This window comes from Novosphingobium sp., assembly GCF_965214355.1.
In the GTDB taxonomy this organism is placed as follows: domain Bacteria; phylum Pseudomonadota; class Alphaproteobacteria; order Sphingomonadales; family Sphingomonadaceae; genus Novosphingobium.
On the sequence record NZ_CBDCBI010000002.1, the window covers coordinates 1,892,960 to 1,914,865 of the forward strand.

Genomic DNA, 21,906 nt, shown 5'->3' on the forward strand with positions numbered 1-21,906 from the left:
GTCTGACATGCTGAAACTGACCATAAGCTTTCGTCGCTCGCTTTCGTTCGGGACCGCGCTGGCCAGCAGCCTGATTGCGGCAAGCGTGGGCCTGGATGCGCATGCGGGAACAACGCTTCCGTCTGGCGGGACGATCGTCAACGCGCCCGGTCTCACAGGATCGCTGACCTACAACGGTGCCAATGCCGGTGGTGCGCCAGCAACGGCGGCCAATTCGACGGCCCTGAATGTCAAGACGAACGGAAATGCGGTCGTCACCTGGGATTCATACAATATCCCGACGAACCAGCTCGTGGCGTACACTGGCTGCACGACGGCATGCACCGTGGTCAACCAGATCAATTCGGCCAATGGCGCGTCGATGATTGCGGGGAAAATCGATGCGACCAATGCGGGCACGCCGGAAAACATCTGGCTGATCAATTCTGCCGGCATCACCTTTGGCAGTGGCTCTGTCTTCAGCGGTGGCAGCCTCGTTCTTTCGAGCCTCAATATCGCGGATCCGACTACGGCATTTGCGACGCCGCTCAACGTTCAATTCAGCGGCGGATTGGCGGGAAGTATAGTGCTGGAGGGCGCCAACGGTGGGGTGGCGGCAAGCAAGATAACCTCCAGCGGCCAAGTGCTGGTGGTGGGGCAGATGATTTCGCTCGGTGGAAGTCTGACGGCTACGGGAAATGTTGCGATCGTGGCCGGCTCCGATGTGACCGTCAAATCGGGTGTCGGCAGCCCGCTTTCGTATACAATCAACCAGGGCACCACCATTTCCGGTGGCGGGGTCAGTATCCTTGGCACGGTGCAGGGGTCTTCGGTGGCGGTCGGCGCCGTATCGCAGGCCACGGCGAACGACTTGCTGCTGCAGGTCAATTCAGGTGGCAGCCTGGTCGCGACGGCCACCAATGGCGTCGTGACGATTTCCACAACCAGCGACGGTACCAAAACGGGTACCGCCAATCCGTTTGACCAGATCCAGCTCGGCAGCACGGGACCGGCCGCCAGCGCGACCGCCACCGGTGGCTCGGTCAACATTTTCGGACCAACCGTTCTGGCGGCCGACACCAGCATCGCCACCAGCGGAACGGCCGCATTCAACGGGACGATCGACGGGACCTTTGGATTGACGGTCAATGGATCGGCCGCGTTCGGGAGCGCGGTCGGCGCGACCACGAAACTGGCCAGCCTGGCAGTCGCCGGAACAACGACGCTGAACGGCGCCGTGACGACAGCCGGCTTCCAGAAGTACCAGGGCGCGGTCACTCTGGGTGGCACGACCAGTCTGGCGACGACCAACAGCGATGTGACGTTCGGCGCGACAATCGACGGCGCCAATGCCCTGAACGTCGGCGCCGGAACCGGCACGATCACGCTGACCGGGCAGGCGGGACACCTTGCGCCGCTTGGTGCGGTCGCCCTGGCGGGCGGAGCGATTTCGCTCGCCGGGGTGGATGCCGCGTCGCTGATGTTGCCGATGAATGCAGCGTTGACGCTGAACGGTGGCAATTACACGATCGACACGACGCCGCCTTACAGATTCTATGCAGCCACCACCAACGGCACCCTGGTTCTGGGCCAGGCCACGACGTTTGATGCGATCAAATTGGCATCGGCGACTGCGCTCAACGGTAACGACGTCACGCTCGGAACGATTGACGGGCCCTCTGCCCTCTCGATCGAAAAAAATGCGACATTCAATGGCGCGATTGGCAGCGGCACAATGCTGGCGTCGCTCACCGTGACGGGCACAAGCGCGCTGAATGGCGGCGCCGTGACCACATCGGGCGCGCAGAATTACCAGGGCACGGCCACGTTGGGGGCCGCGACCAATCTGACCGGGTCGACTGTGACATTCGGCACGGCCGGCACATCGGTGAATTCGGTTCTCGAAGGCAATTACGGCCTGACGATCAACGCAAACGCCGTGTTCGATGGTCTGGTCGGCGACAGGGCCGCGCTCGCGCAAGTGATGGTCACCGGGACAACGCAATTCAATGCCACGCCCGCGCTGGCGCAATTGTCGTTCACCACGATGGGCGCGCAGAATTATGTGGGCGCGGTCACGTTGGGTGGGACGACCAGTCTGGCGACGACCAACAGCGCTGTAACATTCGGCGCAACGGTTGACGGCACGAATGCCCTGACCGTTGCCGCCGGGACGGGCACGGTCACATTGACCGGGCAAGCCGGCAAAATAACGCCGCTCGGCGCGGTCAGCCTGACGGGCGCGGCTATTGCGCTTGCCGGAGTCGATGCGGCGTCGCTGGCATTGCCGAGCAATGCCGCGTTGACGCTAAATGGCGGCGATTACACGATCGGCACGACGGCTTACAGTTTCAACGCAGTTTCGACCAACGGAACACTGGTCCTGGGCCAGGCGACGACGTTCGGTCCGATGACCATGACATCGGCGACTGCGCTGAACGGCAGCGATGTCACGCTTGGAATGGTCGACGGAGGCTACGCCCTGTCGATCGAAAAAAATGCGACGTTCAATGGTGCGATCGGCATGGGTGGGCCGCTTGCGTCGCTTACCGTGACGGGCACAAGCGCGCTGAACGGCGGCACGGTGGTTACATCGGGCGTTCAGGATTACCACGGCGCGGTCACGCTCGGTGCAACGACCGCGCTGTCGAGCACAGGCGCCACCAACAGCGGCATAACCTTTGGCTCTACGGTCAACACCGCCGGCGCGCTTTCGCCGGTTGCGCTTACCATCAATGCCGGCGACGGCATATTGAACACCGCGGCACAGGACGGTGTGGTCGATTTCAACGCGTCGGTGGGCGCGATCAATGCGCTCGAAAGTCTGCGCGTGACCGCCACCAACAGCGTGACCGACCATGGCGCAGGCGATGTCATCAAGACGACCGGGCTGATTTCGGTGGATGCGCCCGGTACAATCGCGCTTGCCGGGTTGTCGGCGGCCAACGCGACCAGCGACGTACTGATCGATCAGACCGTGATGGCACCCGGGCAAGTCACGGTTGCCGGCACCGTTACGGCGGGCCGCGATTACCTGGTCAGCGGGGCGAGTGTGCTGCTGGGCGGCGGTGCGCCGGCAGTCACGCAGAGCGCAGGCGGCAAAGTGACGATCATCGCGACGAGCGGCGACGTGACACAAGGCGCCGGGACGCTGACACTGAAGTCGGATATGACCGGTGCGGGGAATGCGCTGACGGTGACGGCAGGCGGGTCGGCCGGCGCGACCACCGGCAGCATCGCACTGGGCCAGACGTCGTTTTTCGGTGGCAGCTCGGGCACGACTGCTGCGGTGATGCTGTCGGCAGGCGCAGCGCCTGCTGCGGCAGGTTCGGTGCAGGACGTGGCGTTCAAGACTGTCACGGGCAAGTCGGCGACGGTGATTGCCGGGCGCGATATCGCGGGCACGGGCGTGATCACCAGCAACGGCGCAGCCAGCCTGACCGCAGGGCGCAATGCGGCGATCGACTCCGTTTCGGCGACCAACGGCAACGCCGTGATCAATGCGGTGGGCAATGTTACCGGCAATGCCGTCAGCAACGCGGCAGTGTCCGCGCTGACCGTACCGGCGGGTACCGACACGTTCGATGTGCAGGTCAACAACCTGACGGGCTACGGCCAGGGCACCGTCACATTGGGCACGGTCAACGCCAGCGGCAATATTGCGGTCCTGGCCACCGGCGCACCCGCCGGAACGGCTACGGTCGCCAACGGCACGGCCGCCAAGGGTAACTTTACGGTCACGGCCAGCGGCGCGGCGAGCGCCAGCGGGGTCGCGCTGGGTGACGGGACGACCACCGGCAACATCGTGGTGACATCGTCAACCGGCCTGGCCAGCGCGAACGGGACGTCGGTTGGGGGCATCTCGACTACAGGCATGGTCAGCGCCATGTCGACCAGCGGTGATGCGCTGGCCACCGGCACTGCCGGTACGTACATCAGTGCCGATGCGGCCTCTTCTGCCTCGGCCAGTGGACTTGCGGGCTATATTTCGGCAATTTCGCACCACGGCGATGCGTCGGCTTCAGGCACAGCCACGGCCGACTACATTCTGGCGCAAGGCGTCAGCAGCGCAACGATCACGACGGCCAACGCCGCGACTTTCGTCAAGGCGAATGCCAGCAATGGGCTTGCCACGGTCAGCGGCGATGTCACGGCCGGAACGGATTACCTGGTCAGCGGGACGAGTGTGCTACTGGGCGGCGGTGCTTCGGCAGTCACGCAAAAAGCGGGCGGCCTGGTGACGATCGGCGCGACCAGCGGCGACGTGACGCAAGGGTCCGGAACGCTGACTGTGCAATCGGATATGACCGGTGCGGGCAACGCGCTGACGGTGACGGCAGGCGGGTCGGCCGGCGCGACCACCGGCAGCATCGCACTGGGCCAGACGTCGTTTTTCGGTGGCAGCTCGGGCACGACCGCTACGGTGATGCTGTCGGCGGGCGCAGCGCCTGCTGCGGCAGGTTCGGTGCAGGACGTGGCGTTCAAGACTGTCACGGGCAAATCGGCGACGGTGATTGCCGGGCGCGATATCGCGGGCACGGGCGTGATCACCAGCAACGGCGCGGTCAGCCTGACCGCAGGGCGCAATGCGGCGATCGACTCCGTTTCGGCGACCAACGGCAACGCCGTGATCAATGCGGTGGGCAATGTTACCGGGAATGTCGGCAGCAGCGCGGCAGTGTCCGCGCTGACCGTACCGGCGGGTACCGACACGTTCGACGTACAGGTCAACAACCTGATGGGCTACGGCCAGGGCACCGTCACATTGGGCGCGGTCAACGCCAGCGGCAATATTGCGGTCCTGGCCACCGGCGCGCCCGCCGGAACGGCTACGGTCGCCAACGGCACGGCCGCCAAGGGTAACTTTACGGTCACGGCCAGCGGCGCGGCGAGCGCCAGCGGGATCGCGCTGGGTGACGGGACGACCACCGGCAACATCGTGGTGACATCGTCAACCGGCCTGGCCAGCGCGAACGGGACGTCGGTCGGGGGCATCTCGACCACGGGCATGGTCAAGGCGGCTTCGACCAGCGGCGACGCCATGGCCACCGGCACTGCGGGTGGTGAGATTTTTGCGACATCTCAATTCGGCAATGCCACGGCCACTGGCACCGCCGGCACCGCGATCACGGCCAATGCGGCGCTTACGGCAATCGCGCATGGCTTCGCCGCCACGGACATTTCTGCAACAGGCGGCGCCGCGAGCGCCTATGGTAATGCGGGCGGCTCCATTAATGCGCTGGCGGGCGGGACTGCCTTTGCCAGCGGTACGGCCGGAAGTCACATCTCGGCCATATCGCAGGCGGACGATGCAACGGCCTCTGGCACGGCCACGGCCGACTACATCCTGGCGCAAGGCGTCACCAGCGCAACGATCACGACGGCCAATGCCAAGACATATGTCAAGGCGAATGCCAGCAATGGGCTTGCCACGGTCAGCGGCGATGTCACGGCCGGAACGGATTACCTGGTCAGCGGCACGAATGTGCTGCTGGGCGGCGGTGCGCCGGCAGTCACGCAGAGCGCAGGCGGCAAAGTGACGATCATTGCGACGAGCGGCGATGTGACGCAAGGGTCCGGAACGCTGACACTGAAATCGGACACGACCAGCGCTGGCAACGCGCTGACTGTGACGGCAGGCGGGTCGGCCGGCGCGACCATGGGCAGCATCGCACTGGGCCAGACGTCGTTTTTCGGTGGCAGCTCGGGCACGACCGCTGCGGTGATGCTGTCGGCGGGCGCAGCGCCGGCAGCTGTAGGTTCGGTGCAGGACTTGGCGTTCAAGACTGTCACGGGCAAATCGGCGACGGTGATTGCGGGGCGCGACATTGCGGGCACGGGCGTGATCACCAGCAACGGCGCAGCCAGCCTGACCGCAGGGCGCAATGCGGCGATCGACAGCGTTTCGGCGACCAACGGCAACGCCGTGATCAATGCGGTGGGCAATGTTACCGGCAATGCCGTCAGCAGCGCGGCAGTGTCCGCGCTGACCGTACCGGCGGGTACCGACACGTTCGACGTACAGGTCAACAACCTGACGGGCTATGGCCAGGGCACCGTCACACTGGGCACGGTCAACGCCAGCGGCAATATTGCGGTCCTGGCCACCGGCGCACCCGCCGGAACGGCTACGGTCGCCAACGGCACGGCCGCCAAGGGTAACTTTACGGTCACAGCCACCGGTGCGGCGAGCGCCAGCGGGATCGCGCTGGGTGACGGGACGACCACCGGCAACATCGTGGTGACATCGTCAACCGGCCTGGCCAGCGCGAACGGGACGTCGGTTGGGGGCATCTCGACTACAGGCATGGTCAAGACGGCTTCGACCAGCGGCGACGCCATGGCCACCGGCACTGCGGGTGGTGAGATTTTTGCGACATCGCAATTCGGCAATGCCACGGCCACCGGCACCGCCGGGTCCGCGATCACGGCCAATGCGGCGCTTACTGCAATCGCGCATGGCGTCGCCACCACGGACATTTCTGCAACAGGCGGTGCCGCGAGCGCCGATGGTAATGCGGGCGGCTCCATCAATGCGCTGGCGGGCGGGACTGCCTTTGCCAGCGGTATGGCCGGAAGTCACATCTCGGCCATATCGCAGGCGGACGATGCAACGGCCTCTGGCACGGCCACGGCCGACTACATTCTGGCGCAAGGCGTCACCAGCGCAACGATCACGACGGCCAACGCCGCGACTTTCGTCAAGGCGAATGCCAGCAATGGGCTTGCCAGGGTCAGCGGCGATGTCACGGCCGGAACGGATTACCTGGTCAGCGGGACGAGTGTACTGCTGGGCGGTGGCGCTTCGGCAGTCACGCAAAAAGCGGGCGGCCTGGTGACGATTGCCGCGACGAGCGGCGACGTGACACAAGGCGCCGGAACGCTGACTCTGCAATCGGACACGAACAGCAGTGGCAAAGCGCTGACGGTGATGGCGGGCGGGTCGACAGGCGCGACAACGGGCAGCATTGCGCTGAAGAATACCGACTTTATCGGAGGAACGACAGGCGCGGTCATGCTGTCGGCCGGGATTGCTCCCGCGCAGGCAGGTTCGGTACAGGACGTCGCGTTCGGGACGATTGCGGGCGGGTCGGCGAACCTCATCGCCGGGCGCGATATCACGGGTCAGAGCGTCATTACGGGCGCAGGCGCGGCCAGCCTGACAGCAGGGCGCAATGCGACGATCGACACCGTGTCCGCGACCAACGGCAACGGCGTGATCAATGCGGTGGGCAACGTGGCCAACAACCTCGGCGGCGGGGTCACGATCTCGGCGCTGACTGTACCGGCGGGCCCTGGCGCTTTCGATGTGCAGGTCAACCAGCCGGCCGGATATGGCCAAGGCAACGTTACCTTGGGAACCGTTAAAGCCAGCGGCAATGTGCTGGTGTCGGCCACCGGCGCGCCTTCAGGAACCGTCACGGTCGCCAACGGCACGGCAGCCAACGGCAACTTTACGGTTATCGCCAGCGGCGCGGCAAACGCCAGCGGTGTGGCGCTGGGTGACGGGACGACCACCGGGAATTTCACCGTGACATCGTCGACAGGCCTTGCCACTGCGACCGGGACTTCGGTCGGCGGGGTGATGACTGCCGGCACGATCGGTGCCAATTCAACCAGCGGCGACGCGCTGGCGATCGGCATGGCCGGCAAAGCGATCACGGCGATGTCGCAATTGGGCAATGCCACGGCCACCGGCACTGCCGGCACCGCAATCATGGCCAATGCGGCGCTCACAGCGATCGCGACTGGCGGCGCCGGCACCAACATTTCGGCAACGGGCGGCGATGCGATGGCATCGGGCACGGCCACGTCCGGCTACATTCTGGCGCAAGGCTCCAACAGCGCGACGATCACGACGGCCAGTGCCGGGAGCTATGTCCAGGCAAACGCCAGCAACGGTGTCGCCACGGTCAGCGGCGCCATCACGGCCGGAACGGATTACCTGGTCAGCGGGGCGAGTGTGCTGCTGGGCGGTGGTGCTTCGGCAATCGCGCAGACCGCAGGCGGCAAAGTGGCGATTACCGCGACAAGCGGCGACGTGACGCAAGGGTCCGGAACGCTGGCATTGCAATCGGATATGACGGGCGCGGGCAACGCGCTGACGGTGACAGCGGGCGGTGTGTCAGGCGCGACCACGGGCAGCATCGCGCTGGGCCGCACGACGTTCGAGGGTGGTAGTGCAGGCAACACCGGCGCAGTGATCCTGTCGGCGGGGGCAGCGCCTGCTGCTGCGGGTTCGGTGCAGGACGTCACGTTCCTGACGATTGCGGGCAAGTCGGCAACGGTGACAGCCGGGCGCGACATTACGAGCGCAAGCGTAACCACCAGCGGTGGCGCGGCCAGCCTGACAGCAGGGCGCAATGTGACGATCGACAGCGTATCGGCAACCGGTGGCAACGCCGTGATCAATGCGGTGGGCAACGTGGCCAACAACCTCGGCGGCGGGGTGACGATCTCGGCGCTGACTGTACCGGCGGGCCCTGGCACTTTCGATGTGCAGGTCAACCAGCCGGCAGGCTATGGCCAGGGCACAGTCACCCTGGGCACTGTAAAGGCCAGTGGCAATGTGCTGGTGTCGGCCACCGGCGCGCCTGCAGGAACCGTCACGGTCGCCAACGGCACGGCAGCCAACGGGAACTTTACGGTCATGGCCAGCGGCGCGGCAAACGCCAGCGGTGTCGCGCTGGGTGACGGAACGACCACCGGGAATTTCACCGTGACATCGTCGACAGGCCTTGCCACTGCGACCGGGACTTCGGTCGGCGGCGTGATGACTGCCGGCACGATCGGTGCCAATTCAACCAGCGGCGACGCGCTGGCTACCGGCACGGCGGGCAAAGCGATCACGGCGATGTCGCAATTGGGCAATGCCACGGCCACCGGCACTGCCGGCACCGCAATCACTGCCAATGCGGCGCTCACAGCGATCGCGACTGGCGGCGCCGGCACCAACATTTCGGCAACGGGCGGCGATGCGATGGCGTCGGGCACGGCCACGTCCGGCTACATTCTGGCGCAAGGCTCCAACAGCGCGACGATCACGACGGCCAGTGCCGGGAGCTATGTCCAGGCAAACGCCAGCAACGGTGTCGCCACGGTCAGCGGCGCGATCACGGCCGGAACGGATTACCTGGTCAGCGGGACGAGTGTGCTGCTAGGCGGCGGTGCTTCGGCAGTCGCGCAGACCGCAGGCGGCAAAGTGGCGATTACCGCGACAAGCGGCGACGTGACGCAAGGGTCCGGAACGCTGGCATTGCAATCGGATATGACCGGCGCGGGCAACGCGCTGACGGTGACAGCGGGCGGGGCGTCAGGCGCGACCACGGGCAGCATCGCGCTGGGCCGCACGACGTTCGAGGGTGGCAGTGCAGGCAACACCGGCGCAGTGATCCTGTCGGCGGGGGCAGCGCCTGCTGCTGCGGGTTCGGTGCAGGACGTCACGTTCCTGACGATTGCGGGCAAGTCGGCAACCGTGACAGCCGGGCGCGACATTACGAGCGCAAGCGTAACCACCAGCGGTGGCGCGGCCAGCCTGACGGCGGGGCGCAATGCGACGATCGACAGCGTATCGGCAACCGGTGGCAACGCCGTGATCAATGCGGTGGGCAACGTGGCCAACAACCTCGGCGGCGGGGTCACGATCTCGGCGCTGACTGTACCGGCGGGCCCTGGCGCTTTCGATGTGCAGGTCAACCAGCCGGCCGGATATGGCCAGGGCACAGTCACCCTGGGCACTGTAAAAGCCAGTGGCAATGTGCTGGTGTCGGCCACCGGCGCGCCTGCAGGAACCGTCACGGTTGCGGACGGCACGGCAGCCAACGGGAACTTTACGGTCATGGCCAGCGGCGCGGCAAACGCCAGCGGTGTCGCGCTGGGTGACGGAACGACCACCGGGAATTTCACCGTGACATCGTCGACAGGCCTTGCCACTGCGACCGGGACCTCGGTCGGCGGGGTGATGACTGCCGGCACGCTCAGTGCCAGTTCAACCGGTGGCGATGCGCTGGCTACCGGCACGGCGGGCAAAGCGATCACGGCGATGTCGCAATCGGGCAATGCTACCGCCACCGGCACAGCCGGAACCGCGATCATGGCCAATGCGGCGCTTGCGGCAAGCGCGACGGGCGGCGCCGGCACCGACATTTCGGCAACAGGCGGCGCCGCGACCGCGAGTGGCACTGCGGGCGGCTTCATTGCGGCGCAGGCGGGCGGTACGGCCTCTGCCAGCGGTATGGCCGGAAGTCACATCTCGGCAATTTCGCAGGCAGGCGATGCGTCGACCTCGGGCACGGCCAAGACCGACTACATTCTGGCGCAAGGCGTCACCAGCGCCATGATCACGACGGCCAACGCCGGGACCTATGTCAAGGCGAACGCCAGCAACGGTGCGGCCACTGTCAATGGCGCAATCACGGCCGGAACGGACTACGTGGTCAGCGGGACGAGTGTGTTGCTCGGCGGTGCGTCGCCGGTGATGCAGACCGCGGGTGGCAAAGTGACGATTGCCGCGACGAGCGGCGACGTGACGCAAGGCGCTGGAACGCTGACACTGCAAGCGGACAAGAGCGCTGCAGGTAACACGCTTGCGGTGACAGCGGGCAGCGCGGCCGGGGCGACCACGGGCAGCATTGCGCTGGGCAACACCGATTTTATCGGAGGTGCTACAGGCGCGGTCATGCTGTCGGCCGGGACTGCTTCTGCGCAGCCAGGCTCGGTACAGGACGTCGCGTTCAAGACGATTGCGGGCGGATCGGTGGCGGTAACCGCCGGGCGCAATATCGCCGGACAGACCATAGTTTCCAGCGCAGGCCCGATTGCCGTCACCGCCGCCAATTCGGTCGCGCTGGCAGGATTGTCGGCGTCGGGCGCGACCGGCACGATCAATGTAAACGCGACCGGCGCGTCCGGCACGATTGCCGTGAGCGGTAAAACCACCACCCTGGGCACTGGCGATATCACTTTCGCCAGCACGGGCACCACGCAATTGAACAGTGTCAACTCTGGCGGCAAGATCGGCGTGAAGGCATCGTCGATGACGATCGCAGACACGGTTCAATCCACTGGCGACACCACGCTGACTGCAACCGACCTGGTGGCAGGGTCGGTCAAATTGAACAGCACGGTTTCTGCAGCGAATGTGACGGTTTCGTCCCCGGCAGTTACCTTTGGCGATACGGTCAAAGCGACGAACATCACGATCATCGACAGCAGCACGGCGGCCGGCTCCAAGATGGACCTGGGCGGGGGGTTCATCAGCGCGACCGACATTTCGACAAAGCTGCTGGCCACGCAGACCCTGACATTCGATGCCACTGCGGCCGGGACGGGCGGCATCATCAACGTAGGGGCATTTTCGCCCAATGGTTCGGTCAAAATGCTCAATATTTTTGGGCTGGGCAGCATCTTCGTCAACGGAAAGATCGCCGGGCAGTCGCTGGCAGCATTGCAGATCGGCGGCACATCGCCATCGGCACCGGCCGATAACACCGGTCTTGCGAAATTGGTGTCGATCCAGACCGCGCTCGACGGTTCGGGCGGCGCAATCGATATCGGCGGCGGCGCGCTGACCTTGAACGCGCAGACGATCGGCGCGGGCGTGACACCAGGGTTTGGGCATGCGCTCGGCTTGGATCAGGGCTCGAGCCTGACACCGTCGCAAGCCGCGACAGCGGCGGCGGCGATGGTCAACAACCCCAACTCCGCGCTCTACTATTCGGTCGATGGGGGCACCAATCCCTACCAGACCAAAGCCGCGACCTATATCACTGCCGGCACGCTGACGGTGAACTACGCGAATTTTGCACTGTTTCAGAACACCGGCATACCGGGACTGAATTCGGGCGTGGCGTTGTCGAGCGCAAAATCCGGCGCATTGACGCTGACGGGGATCGGTTCGGCGCCCGCCGGACCGTTTGAGGTATTTGGCACGATCAACGGTGTCAGCGGTGTTTCGACCGCGCTGTTGGGGTCATCGATCCTGTCGAAAAATGTCTCGCCGGGGACGGCACGCGTCAACGGCTGCATCATCGGGTCGAGCGCCAGCTGTCTGAACCCGGGCGTGCTCGATGCGGTGCTCAACATCGTCGATCCCGAACGTGTCTCGATCCTTTATGCCAATACCGATTTCCAGATATCGTTCGACTCCCTGATCGGCACCAACAACGACGTGCTGTTCAATGACTTCGACATTCTGGGAGTCGGGGACCTAGTTGGCCCGTTGCCCGACAGCACGCCGCCGATATGCGGCGCGGACAAGCGGACGAACTGCGCGCAAACCACCGGGGATGCACACCAATGACCAAGGCGTTACTCACCACTGTGTCAGTTATTGTGCTGATTGCAGGTGGCAGCCCGGCCTTTGCGCGGCAGCCCGATGTGCCCGACCATGTCGAATTGGGACGCAATGGCAAGGGCGATGCGTGCGTCGCCAATCGCCTGTGGCAGGATCCCGCTTCGCCCGATATCTTTACGGTCAGTCTGGCGATGACGTGCCGCGGCGGAACGGCCAGCCGCAATGTCGCGATCGTGCGGCGTGCGCGCGCTGCTAACGCAGCCGCTATCCGCAAATTCCTGACATGCGGGGCAGCAACCGATTTTACCGTATCGGGTCTCGGCACCGTTCATGCCCGGCAATGCTTTGATCGCCAGCTTGATTATCCGACCGTCGAGACATCGTTTGAACATAGCGGCTATATCTATTCGGCCAGCGCGATAGCGCCCGCCCAGGTCCCCGCGGAACAGGCGCTGCGGCTGTTGGCAAGCAAAAACTTGGCTGTGGAGACCAACCGGACTGCGGCACTGAAACCGCAAGTCGATGTCGGCACGCTCGCTGCCGCGCCGCCACAAGCGGTGCAGGTGGCAGTGGTAGGTGCCAATTCCGCAGAAGCGCTAGGCATTGGTCTGCGCGACATCCGCGCCGGGCTGTATCCCGAATCGTCGCGTATCCTGAACGATGCGCTCAGCCGGTTGCAACCCGATGCGCCGATCGCGACCCGTGTCGAATTGCTGTTGCTCGCCGGACTCGCCGATTCCAACCTCGGATATTTCGACGCGGCAGAAACCCGCTTTGCGATGGTACAAAATCTGCTCGACGCCAACCCCAAGCTGGCAAATGCTGCCGTGCTCGGGCGTGAACGTACGACGTACATCGCACTTGATCGGCTGAACCAGCAGAAATATGACGAGGCTTTGGCCAAGCTTGATAGCCTGACGATCCACGCCAACACCGATCAACCACTGCAGGACCTGGCGCGCATCAGCGAGATGAACAAGGTCATCGCGACAAACCGCCGTCATATCGAGGGGTCGACCGAGGCTCCCGACGGCAATGCGCTGTCGCAACTGGTGATTGATGGCCAGGTGAATTGGGCGCGCGCGGTCGTGCTGCTCAACAAGGGTAAACCGGACGAAGCGCAAAAGGCGCTTGATCAGGCCACCAACGATGTAAATCTGCTGATCCAGGAACGGATCGACAAGCAACCGATCCTGTGGCTCCAGGCCCGTATCGAGCGCGAGCGCGCGCGCGTGCTGCTGGCGACCGGCGATCGTGCCGGCGCACTGAAAGCCGTCGACGCGGCGATAGCCACGCTCCAGCTGGCGCAATCCTCGGGCGAGGTCGGACCTGTCATGATCGAAGCGGAGTTCGAAAGGGCGGCGATTACTGCGATGGCGCCATCCGGCAAGGACGACGCTATTCGTCGATTTGGCGAGGCGATGAAGGACCTGAGTGCAACCGATTCCCAGGGTGCGGTGCTGCCATCGTCGATCGAGAAATATCTTGATCTGCTGATCGATGATTTTCAGGCCAATCCGGCGGGGTCAGCGCCCGAGCAGTTTTTCAAAGCGGTACAATTGATCGGCAATCCCGCAATAGCGCGACAATTCATCGCATTGCAGACCGCAGTCGCGGCCTCGCCGGCCCTGGCTTCAAAATTCCAGGACGTGCAGGATCTCGAGCACGAGATCACGCGGATCCGCTACGAAGCGATAAGCGTGGAGGCGACCGCGCCCAAGACAGCCGCGGAACTGAATGAGCAGCGGGATGGTCTGGAAAAGAAACTGGTCATTCTGCAGACCGAGTTGCTGAAGGATCAGGCGTATAGCGCGGTCAATGATGCCCCTGCGACGATCAAGGACATTCAAGGGGTGCTCCAGCCGGGCGAAGCATATTTCAAGCTGGCGCGGGTGCATGACACGCTGTTCGGGGTGTTCATCGATCAGCAGGGGGCGGTGATCTACAAAGCGACCCGGCCTGCAAAAACGCTCGAACAACTGGCGACGCTGGTGCGCACGTCGATCGATGGTGACGAGCATCAGCTCAAACGTTTCGCCGTGGGCGCGGCCAACGCGCTGTTTCAACTGTTGACCGGGCCGATCACGGACCGTCTGCTGTCGGCAAAATCGCTGATTGTCGATCCTGCAGGGCCGCTGCAACAGGTCCCGATCACGGTACTGGTAGCCGACAAGGCCAGCGTCGCCGCATTTCTGGTCTCGAGCAAAAAGGATATTTACGACTACAGCAGGGTCGATTTCATCGCGCGGCGCATGGCGGTATCCGTGGCGTTGTCGCCGCGTTCGCTGATCGTCGCGCGCAGCCTGTCGAAATCCTCGGCGCCCTTGCCGTTCATGGGTTTTGCCCAGCATCAGCCAGCTCCGCTGGAAGCGCAAGTGGGTGACCAGCTGGTCAGCGTCGGCAGCGATTGCCTGGTCGAACGCAAGGCCATTGCCGAACTGACCCGGGAACTGGCTCCGATCAACGCAAGCGAGCTGGATCGTGCCGGCGCAGCGCTGGGCCTGGCCGAAGTGCCCAAGCTGACCGGCGCGGCATTTACCGATGTCGCAGTCATGAATGCGACCAACCTCAACCAATTTCAGGTCCTGCATTTTGCAACCCATGGCGCGACCGAAGGCCAATGGGGTTGCAAGTCTTCGCCTCCCGGCCTCGTGACCAGCCTGGGCGGCCCGCCATCAGCCGCGTTCCTGTCGTTCGACGAAATTGCCCGGCTCAAGCTCGATGCCAATCTGGTCGTGCTGTCGGCGTGCAACACTGCGGCGGGGATCAGTATCAGCCAGGCGCGCGCGACGGGTCGCGAGGACGCGGGCGCTTCGCTCGAAGGCCTGGTCCGTGCGTTTCTTGCCGCCAATGCGCGCGCAGTGATGTCGACGTACTGGCCGATTTCGAATGCGGGCGAAAGCGAACAGCTGATGGTCGATTTTTACCGTTCGGCGCGCACGTCGACGATCGGCGATGCCTTGCGCGTGGCGCAGACTGCGATCCTGTCGAACCCGGCAACTTCCCACCCGTTCCGCTGGGGCGCGTTCTTTATCGTCGGCGATGCACAGAAACCGCTGCTGACGGGTACGGCGCGTTCTGGTCTGGCGTTCGCTGGCGCAGATTTCTCGAACCAAAAGCAAAATGGAATGTAACCATCGGATTTTCGCTTCAAATTCTACGCATCATTGCAGATAGGGTCAGCGGATCAGTTGCCATGCACGATCGATTTTGCCGAGTTTCAGCTGCGCTCCTGAGCCCCTGGCGCCCGGCCGCTGCTTACGCAGCCATGGGTGACCATCAGAGCCCAGAAGCATGAGCAGGCGGCGCTCGCAGCACAACACAGGTTGCGGCGGAGGCAAATTCGGAACTGGTTCAGGAGGATCGCTTCGAATAGCGTTCGCAATCTGGGCTTTCTGTACCGCTACGGGAATGGAGGGAAAGGCCAGGGCCAAGTCAGCAAACTTGGCGCTGGAGGCATGTTCGATCCAGTCTGCGTCCGCAGCAAAGTAGGCCTTTACAAGATCGCGTACAAACGCAGCGGCATCGTTCAGCGCTTCGGCTGGCGTGGACCAAGTCGCGCAGCGGCCCCAAGACCATTGCAAGGGACCAAAGTCCGCCTGGAAATCGCGCGCGAGCATGGCCTGTCCAGGCGTACCATTCCAATCGAGCCTCACGAGCTCTTGCCCTGCATTCGAGAAGAAGCCGTCTCCTTCATCAAAACGCGCAATCCGTATGACGACCTTCGCCGCTGACGGTTGGTGTTCGGGGACGGCCATCACCCTTGCTGCCAGCCGGTTCGTGCCGCGGATTATGTAGTCGGGGACGGGAATGAACGCTTGGCCGGACCCTCCGGGCAGGCCGACTATTGCCACAGGAATATCATTCAGCCGTATATCGGCTGCCGCTCCCTTGGTATCGACCTCCAGCGCGTATAGGCCCAGGCCGGGTGGTTTGACGGTCATAAGTCCCACGCTCCGCCGTGCGAGATTTCGAACGGGTATTTCCAAGGGTCACACCAGCCGATCAGATAGGCTTCGACGATGCCGCCAATCGGATCAAGCGTCAGCGTCCACGTCCACTTTGGATTTTCAGCCATAATATCCGCGAGTTTGTTTTCCGTCGACAAACGTCCTGAACAATTTCCGCTGACGGAAACATGCGCCAGATTGCAATAAAGAACCGTGACTTTGCCCAGAAGGGAAGACGTGCCGGCAAAGGATCCCTGCATTTTCAGTTTGGTGTCGCGCCAGCTTGCCAACTCATCTGTGAAGATGTTGGGCGACGAGTATTCCGCACCAAGCGAAATGCTGGCGGTTGGGCTGAACATGATTTCAATGGTTGCGCCTGTTCCTACAACCCGCTTTCCGATAACTGCGCCAAGCGACCCGCTGATCTCCAGCGCCTTGGCGTTCATCTCGATATCGAAACACCGCGGCAGCGCGCGCCACCGCGCACCCTTGTAATGCTCATCGCTCGACAATTTGAAGCCGATGAAAAGCTCTACCTGAGACAGGGTAATGTCGATTTTGGCGATCGGTGCGACAACGCTTGGCGAATACGTCCGCAAGAAACTTAGTGCATTGGTCAGGCCTTCCAAAGTGCGCTGGGCTCGCCGCAGATTTGTAATCGCTTTTTTGACGGTCTCGTAAACCTCACCCGCCTCAATTTCTTCGTCAAACAGAACAATATTGAGCGAAAATGGAGAGGTTTCCATTTCCTCCTTGGCTTCTAGCCGGTGCTGCATCTCGGTTAACTCTTGTCGTGCCGAATGCAGTTTTACTTTATGGCCGGTAATTTTTTTGCCGCCGGTTGGACGCTTTCGTTCAAGCCTGGCATTGTTTGCCTGTATAGCGGTGATCCGGGCCTCGATAGCTTTTTCATCTGTGTTTTCGAGATAGTCTTCCTGGCTCTTCATGTACTTATCAGAGTATTTGTCGGCCGACGTCCAGCCAAACCCGAATGAAAATCCTTCAAAGGCAAGTTTTATTCCGGTCGTTCCCGACGGGAACGCTGTGACCAGCGCCGACAGGTTTGTGGTCGCAGGCCCCTTTGTGGTCACGCCACAGGACCCGGCGCCAATTACATAGGGATTACCCAACACTTTGGGGTTCAGGCCGCTGGTCACAAACTTCCAGATGTTCTTAAGACTGGCCTTTGATTTCGACTTGATCGGCAATGCAAAGGTCGCACCCTTCAATTCGACCGGCTTATCATCGATTTGCAAGGACGAGGCCGAATGCGCAAGGTCGCCGCAGTGCGCGCTCCAGGATGAAGCGACATGCAGAGTGGTAGTGCTTGACCCCGACGTTTTGGCCTTTGCCAGGGCCATGCGCTTTTCATGTTCCGCATCGACTTTGGCACCAGGAACTTTGGCTGATCCAACGCCCGCATCGCTGGTGGGGGCAATCACTTCAATCACCAGATCGTAAGTTGCCAATTGCGACCGGATCGGGTCGGGCACCTTGTCGGTAATCGGCAAATCGCGCGGACGCCGGCTTGGAGCGGCGCCGGCCGCCTTGATAGTCTCGAACACCAGCGTTTCTTCGGCTTTGTCAGTCGCGCCGGGTTCCGCGATCTGCACCTTGAGGTTCAGGACATCGCAAGGTTTTTTGGGGCGAACGGTTGCGGGTTTGACGGGCTGGTCCTTGAAGGGGCACTGAAAAACGATATCTTTGGGGCCGATCGATGGCGAAAAATTCGGCAGCGGCGGCAGTGGGGAAGCCGTGTTCGCGTCGCTGACCGACATATCGGGCGGCGCGCAAGGATCGTCACTGCTCACGGACGTTCGCCATGTAGCGCATAATAAATCTGAAATACCTTCAAGGGGCCCGCAGTCTGAGGATCGCGAACCAGATCGTCGACATGCTTTGGTCGGCCTGCGCGATCAACTGGTGCCAGCAAGAGCGTAAATTCGGCGATATCGCTATCTGTGGAGATACCTGCGGCAAGCGCCTCGTCTACATAATTTCGCGCGACCTCGAGCGAACCGAGCGCTGGCGCCACAGCAAGAATTTGCGCGGCAAGCCGCTCAGTTTGCGTCGTTTCAAACTGCTTCATAACTTGATCGCTGACTCGCAGCACTGTCTTATCAACCTTTCAGTTTTCGAACACAGGGTTGGAAAGATGAGAAAAGTGTACCCTGCCCTATATTACTTTGAGAGGTCTAGCCGGGGACGCATGCCTGTCAAGGCTATAGGCACTAGAGCGGTTTCGTGACGCTTTTGCATGCTGGAAGAATTGTGATGATTGCCTAACGCGGATTCTTGTAGTTTAAGGCGCTTGGACCGATCGAGCCTTAACTACTCAGAAAGTGCCATGCCCCCAGCCGCCCGCCTTACCGACATGCACGCTTGTCCGATGATTACCGGCGTGGCGCCACATGTGGGTGGGCCAATCCTGCCGCCATGCGAAGCGACCGTACTGACAGGCGGACTGCCGCAGGCGCGCGTCGGCGACATGCTCACGTGCGTCGGACCTCCGGATGTGATAGCGATGGGATCGTTAACAGTGCTGGTCGGCGGTCAGCCGGCAGCGCGAATGGGCGATCTTACCGCGCATGGTGGATCGATCATCCTCGGCTTGCCGACAGTTATGATTGGCGATGCCGGTTCGGGCACGGTGGCTGCGACAAGCTTTGCCGAAGCGCAGGCCAGCATGGGGCCAGTTGGCATCGAAGGACCTGCCGGCGATCAGGCAGAGACAGCCAAAGCCATGATTGCCGCAGGCTGGAAGGGCATGGCATTTTGCGAGCAGTGCCAGAAGTTTGTGGCTGCCAATGGCTAGCCGTGGTCCGGCGTGGTACGCCATTATTGACGGGTCGCGCGATCCGCGGCTCGAGGCGCTGGTCGGCGGTTGCCGCGATCATATCTGCCTGTTCAAGGGACGGCTCGATCCACAATTGAGCCAGGTCGCGCCCTGGCTTGTGCGGATCCACGAGAGCGAACCTTTGCTCGGCACCTGGCAACAGCATGGGCGCGGGTTGGCGTGGGGAATGATGGTCTATTCGTCGGCTTCGCTGGTCGATCTGCAACGGTTCTTTCGCCGGTTTCTCCAGGCACGGCTGCCCGATGGCATGGTCGCGCTGTTCCGGTTTTACGATCCGCGCGTGTTCAACACCTATATCCGCGCGGCACTGCCCGAAGAGCGCGCACCCTGGTTTGCCCAGGTGCAGCAATATGCGGTCGAATCCGCTGATGGCACTGCATTGCATCAATACCGGCTGAGCGAAGGACACCTGTGGGATGGCAATAGCGCAATCGGATAAACGGTCACCAGCGCCGGGCCTGGCAGCGGCATTTCCCTGGCTGATCCTGGCAGGCGGCCTGACGGCGGCGATCGGCTGGGTGCTGTTTGGCCAGAAACTTGGCGACACGATCGTGATCGTCGATCCTGGCGCGGCGATGGCGGTCTATTATCTGCTGCTGTTCCTGCCGCTGATCGCGCTGGCGCTGCTGCTGGGCATTGTCGGTGGGCAGAATGTGATCCGCATCGGCCGCGATGCCGGACGCTGGGCCGGGGCCGGGGTGGCGCTGGGGCTGATCGGACTCATGCTTACGCTCGGGCTGTCGTGGTTGAACGGCAGCGTGGCGTGGGGATCGGTCGCGCGTGCGGGTGTGGGCGGATTGGTGCTGGGGTCCGGCCTGACGCTGATCCAGGTTGCGGCGGAGGAAATCCTGTTTCGCGGCTGGTTGCAACCCGCGTTGATTGCCCGCATCGGGCCGCCGGCGGGGATCGCGGTGGGGGCGGTGCTGTTCGCCGCGTTTCATCTGACCGCCGCCGCGATGGGCCCCGTGGCCCTGGTCAACATCACGCTCGCCGGCATATGGTTCGGCGTGCTCGCGCTTCGCAGTGGGGGTGTGCTGGCGCCCTTGGCGGCGCATTTTGCGTGGAACGTGACCGAGGACATCGTGCTGGGGATGACGCCAAACCCGGGCACAGGCCCGCTGGGATCGCTGTTAGACCTAGATCTGGTCGGCGGGCCGTGGTGGGGGGCGCAGGCCGATGGGCTCAATTCCAGCATCGGTACGACCGTGGTCCTGATTGCGCTGGTGGTGCCGTTTGCCTGGCGCTGGCGCTATCGCGCCTGATCGGCGCGGGCGACATCGACACGGTTGCGCTGTGCGATAAATGCAGCGAGCGCCGCTCCGTCGAGTCGCTGGCGCTTGCTGTCGTCGGCGGGAATGCCCATCGGATCGACCGGTTGCCCCTGCATATGCACTTCGAAATGCAGGTGCGGGCCGGTGGAGCGCCCGGTGGTGCCGATTTCGCCGATCTTCTGACCCTGCGAGACATGCGCGCCCTTTTCCACGCCGGGCATGAACATGCTCTGGTGCAGATAATAGGTTTCCATGTTGTCGCTGTGTTGCACGATCGTCAGGTTGCCGTTGGGACCTTTCATCGCCGCCCATTCGACCGTGCCGTCTTTCGCGGCAAAGATAGGCGTGCCGGTCGGTGCGGCAAAATCGGTGCCTTTGTGCATCTTGTTGAATTTCAGCACCGGGTGAAACCGCATGCCGAACCCGGACGTGATTCGCGCCCCGTCGACCGGCGTGCGCATCAGCCCGCGCTTGGTCGATGCGCCATTCCCGTCGTACCAGCCGGTTTCGCCCCCCGGCGCCTGAAACCGGTATAACGCCAGGCTTTTTTCGTGGGTCGTCAGCGATCCATAGACCAGTTGCGGCAGGCCGACCGGATTGCCCTGGGCGTCGGTGGCCTGGCGATAGGCCACTTCGAATGTGTCACCGGGCGAGATTTGCGAGGCAATGTTGAAATCGTACGAAAATGCGTTGATGAATTCGGGGATCAGCGTGTCCTGCAGCCCCGCCGCGAGCGCCGACGAATAGAAACTGGTCGAATCGAGTTCGCCGCGCAGCACTTTGATCTGCTGGCTCAATTGCGCCGCAACATGCTGGCCGGCAAATGCGCCCGACGGATCGCGGTTGATGACCACGCCCGATCCGTCGGGCAGCGAGGCCTGCAACCGGTTCAGGTCCGCGCCGGACCCGCTGTGCACCAGTTCGAACATCGCGCGCACTTCGCCTTGGCCGGGCAGCAACTGGCCGGCCTGGGCGCCGACGCGCGCGGCTTCGTCATGCGGGACGCCATTGGCAATCAGCGCACCCGCGATATCGCCGGTTCCTGACAGCACCATGCGCAGCACGATCGCCGATGATGCGGGCGCAGCGGAGGCCGTAGTGGCGGCTGCCTGTGCCGGCGTCGGGGCGGGTTGCCGGGTCGACCATGCGGCCGCGCCGCCCGCAATCAGCAGACCCCCCGCAACGCCCAGCGGAAACCAGGAAAAGCGGGATGGGTCGGACGGCACGGCGGGTGCCGTGCTGCTTGCAAACACCGCAGTCTTGCCGGCAGAAGCGGCCGCGTCTTTTGCGACGTCGTCCCACGCCTGCGGCAACGATGTGGCAATGCCCTGCGGATCGAGGATCGGTCCCGATGTCGGTGTAACCGCCGAACCCGAGGGCTGCGGGGCAGGCTGTTGCGGCTGCGAAGACGTCGGTGGTTTTCGCCAGCTTCGAGGATCGAAAGTTGGCTCGTCCATATTTACCCCCGCAAATAAGTGGGTCTTGTCACAAACAAGCCCCAAGATCGCTATAACGTTGCTTTCGGATCATGTGAAGTTGTGCTTAAAACACATT

General features: G+C 63.1%; 9 protein-coding genes. 5 read left to right on the forward strand and 4 right to left on the reverse strand.

Features of this window, described 5'->3' with window-relative positions:
- The first annotated feature begins 7 nt into the window (after window positions 1-7).
- Together ACOOE2_RS09180 and ACOOE2_RS09185 are read left to right on the forward strand one after the other, a co-directional pair.
- The gene (locus ACOOE2_RS09180; protein ID WP_420382708.1) at window positions 8-12,280 is read left to right on the forward strand and encodes a hypothetical protein; all 12,273 of its coding nucleotides are present in this window, start codon (window positions 8-10) and stop codon (window positions 12,278-12,280) included.
- Window positions 12,277-15,408, forward strand: coding sequence for a CHAT domain-containing protein (locus ACOOE2_RS09185; RefSeq protein WP_420382709.1), 3,132 nt, complete (start codon window positions 12,277-12,279; stop codon window positions 15,406-15,408). Before ACOOE2_RS09180 ends, ACOOE2_RS09185 begins: the two co-directional genes overlap by 4 nt.
- Before the next feature lie 45 nt (window positions 15,409-15,453).
- Here the strand turns inward: ACOOE2_RS09185 and ACOOE2_RS09190 are convergent, their stop codons facing one another.
- Genes ACOOE2_RS09190 through ACOOE2_RS09200 form a run of 3 tightly spaced genes read right to left on the reverse strand, consistent with a single transcriptional unit; the run spans window position 15,454 to window position 18,313 of the window.
- Entirely contained in the window at window positions 15,454-16,218 is a 765-nt protein-coding gene (locus ACOOE2_RS09190) for a hypothetical protein (protein WP_420382710.1), read from the reverse strand.
- Window positions 16,215-18,035, reverse strand: coding sequence for a hypothetical protein (locus ACOOE2_RS09195; protein WP_420382711.1), 1,821 nt, complete (start codon window positions 18,033-18,035; stop codon window positions 16,215-16,217). The genes ACOOE2_RS09190 and ACOOE2_RS09195 overlap by 4 nt, the downstream gene beginning before the upstream one ends.
- A complete protein-coding gene (locus tag ACOOE2_RS09200) occupies window positions 18,032-18,313 on the reverse strand; it encodes a hypothetical protein (RefSeq protein ID WP_420382712.1) in 282 nt (93 codons plus the stop codon). Before ACOOE2_RS09200 ends, ACOOE2_RS09195 begins: the two co-directional genes overlap by 4 nt.
- Window positions 18,314-18,571: 258 nt before the next feature.
- On the opposite strand from ACOOE2_RS09200, the gene ACOOE2_RS09205 reads away from it, so the two are divergent.
- From ACOOE2_RS09205 to ACOOE2_RS09215, 3 genes are read left to right on the forward strand one after another with little or no spacing between them, the layout of a single operon-like run.
- Window positions 18,572-19,039 (forward strand): PAAR domain-containing protein, encoded by a 468-nt coding sequence (locus ACOOE2_RS09205; RefSeq protein WP_420382713.1) that lies wholly within the window; start codon window positions 18,572-18,574, stop codon window positions 19,037-19,039.
- Window positions 19,032-19,520 carry a DUF4123 domain-containing protein gene (locus ACOOE2_RS09210; RefSeq protein WP_420382714.1) on the forward strand — a complete coding sequence of 163 codons (489 nt, stop codon included), beginning with the start codon at window positions 19,032-19,034 and terminating at the stop codon, window positions 19,518-19,520. Before ACOOE2_RS09205 ends, ACOOE2_RS09210 begins: the two co-directional genes overlap by 8 nt.
- Window positions 19,498-20,343: a CPBP family intramembrane glutamic endopeptidase gene (locus tag ACOOE2_RS09215; protein ID WP_420382715.1), complete on the forward strand. Its 846-nt coding sequence runs from the start codon at window positions 19,498-19,500 to the stop codon at window positions 20,341-20,343. Before ACOOE2_RS09210 ends, ACOOE2_RS09215 begins: the two co-directional genes overlap by 23 nt.
- Here ACOOE2_RS09215 and ACOOE2_RS09220 read toward each other — a convergent pair.
- Window positions 20,331-21,809 carry a M23 family metallopeptidase gene (locus ACOOE2_RS09220; RefSeq protein ID WP_420382716.1) on the reverse strand — a complete coding sequence of 493 codons (1,479 nt, stop codon included), beginning with the start codon at window positions 21,807-21,809 and terminating at the stop codon, window positions 20,331-20,333. The genes ACOOE2_RS09215 and ACOOE2_RS09220 overlap by 13 nt on opposite strands.
- Between the last annotated feature and the right edge of the window lie 97 nt (window positions 21,810-21,906).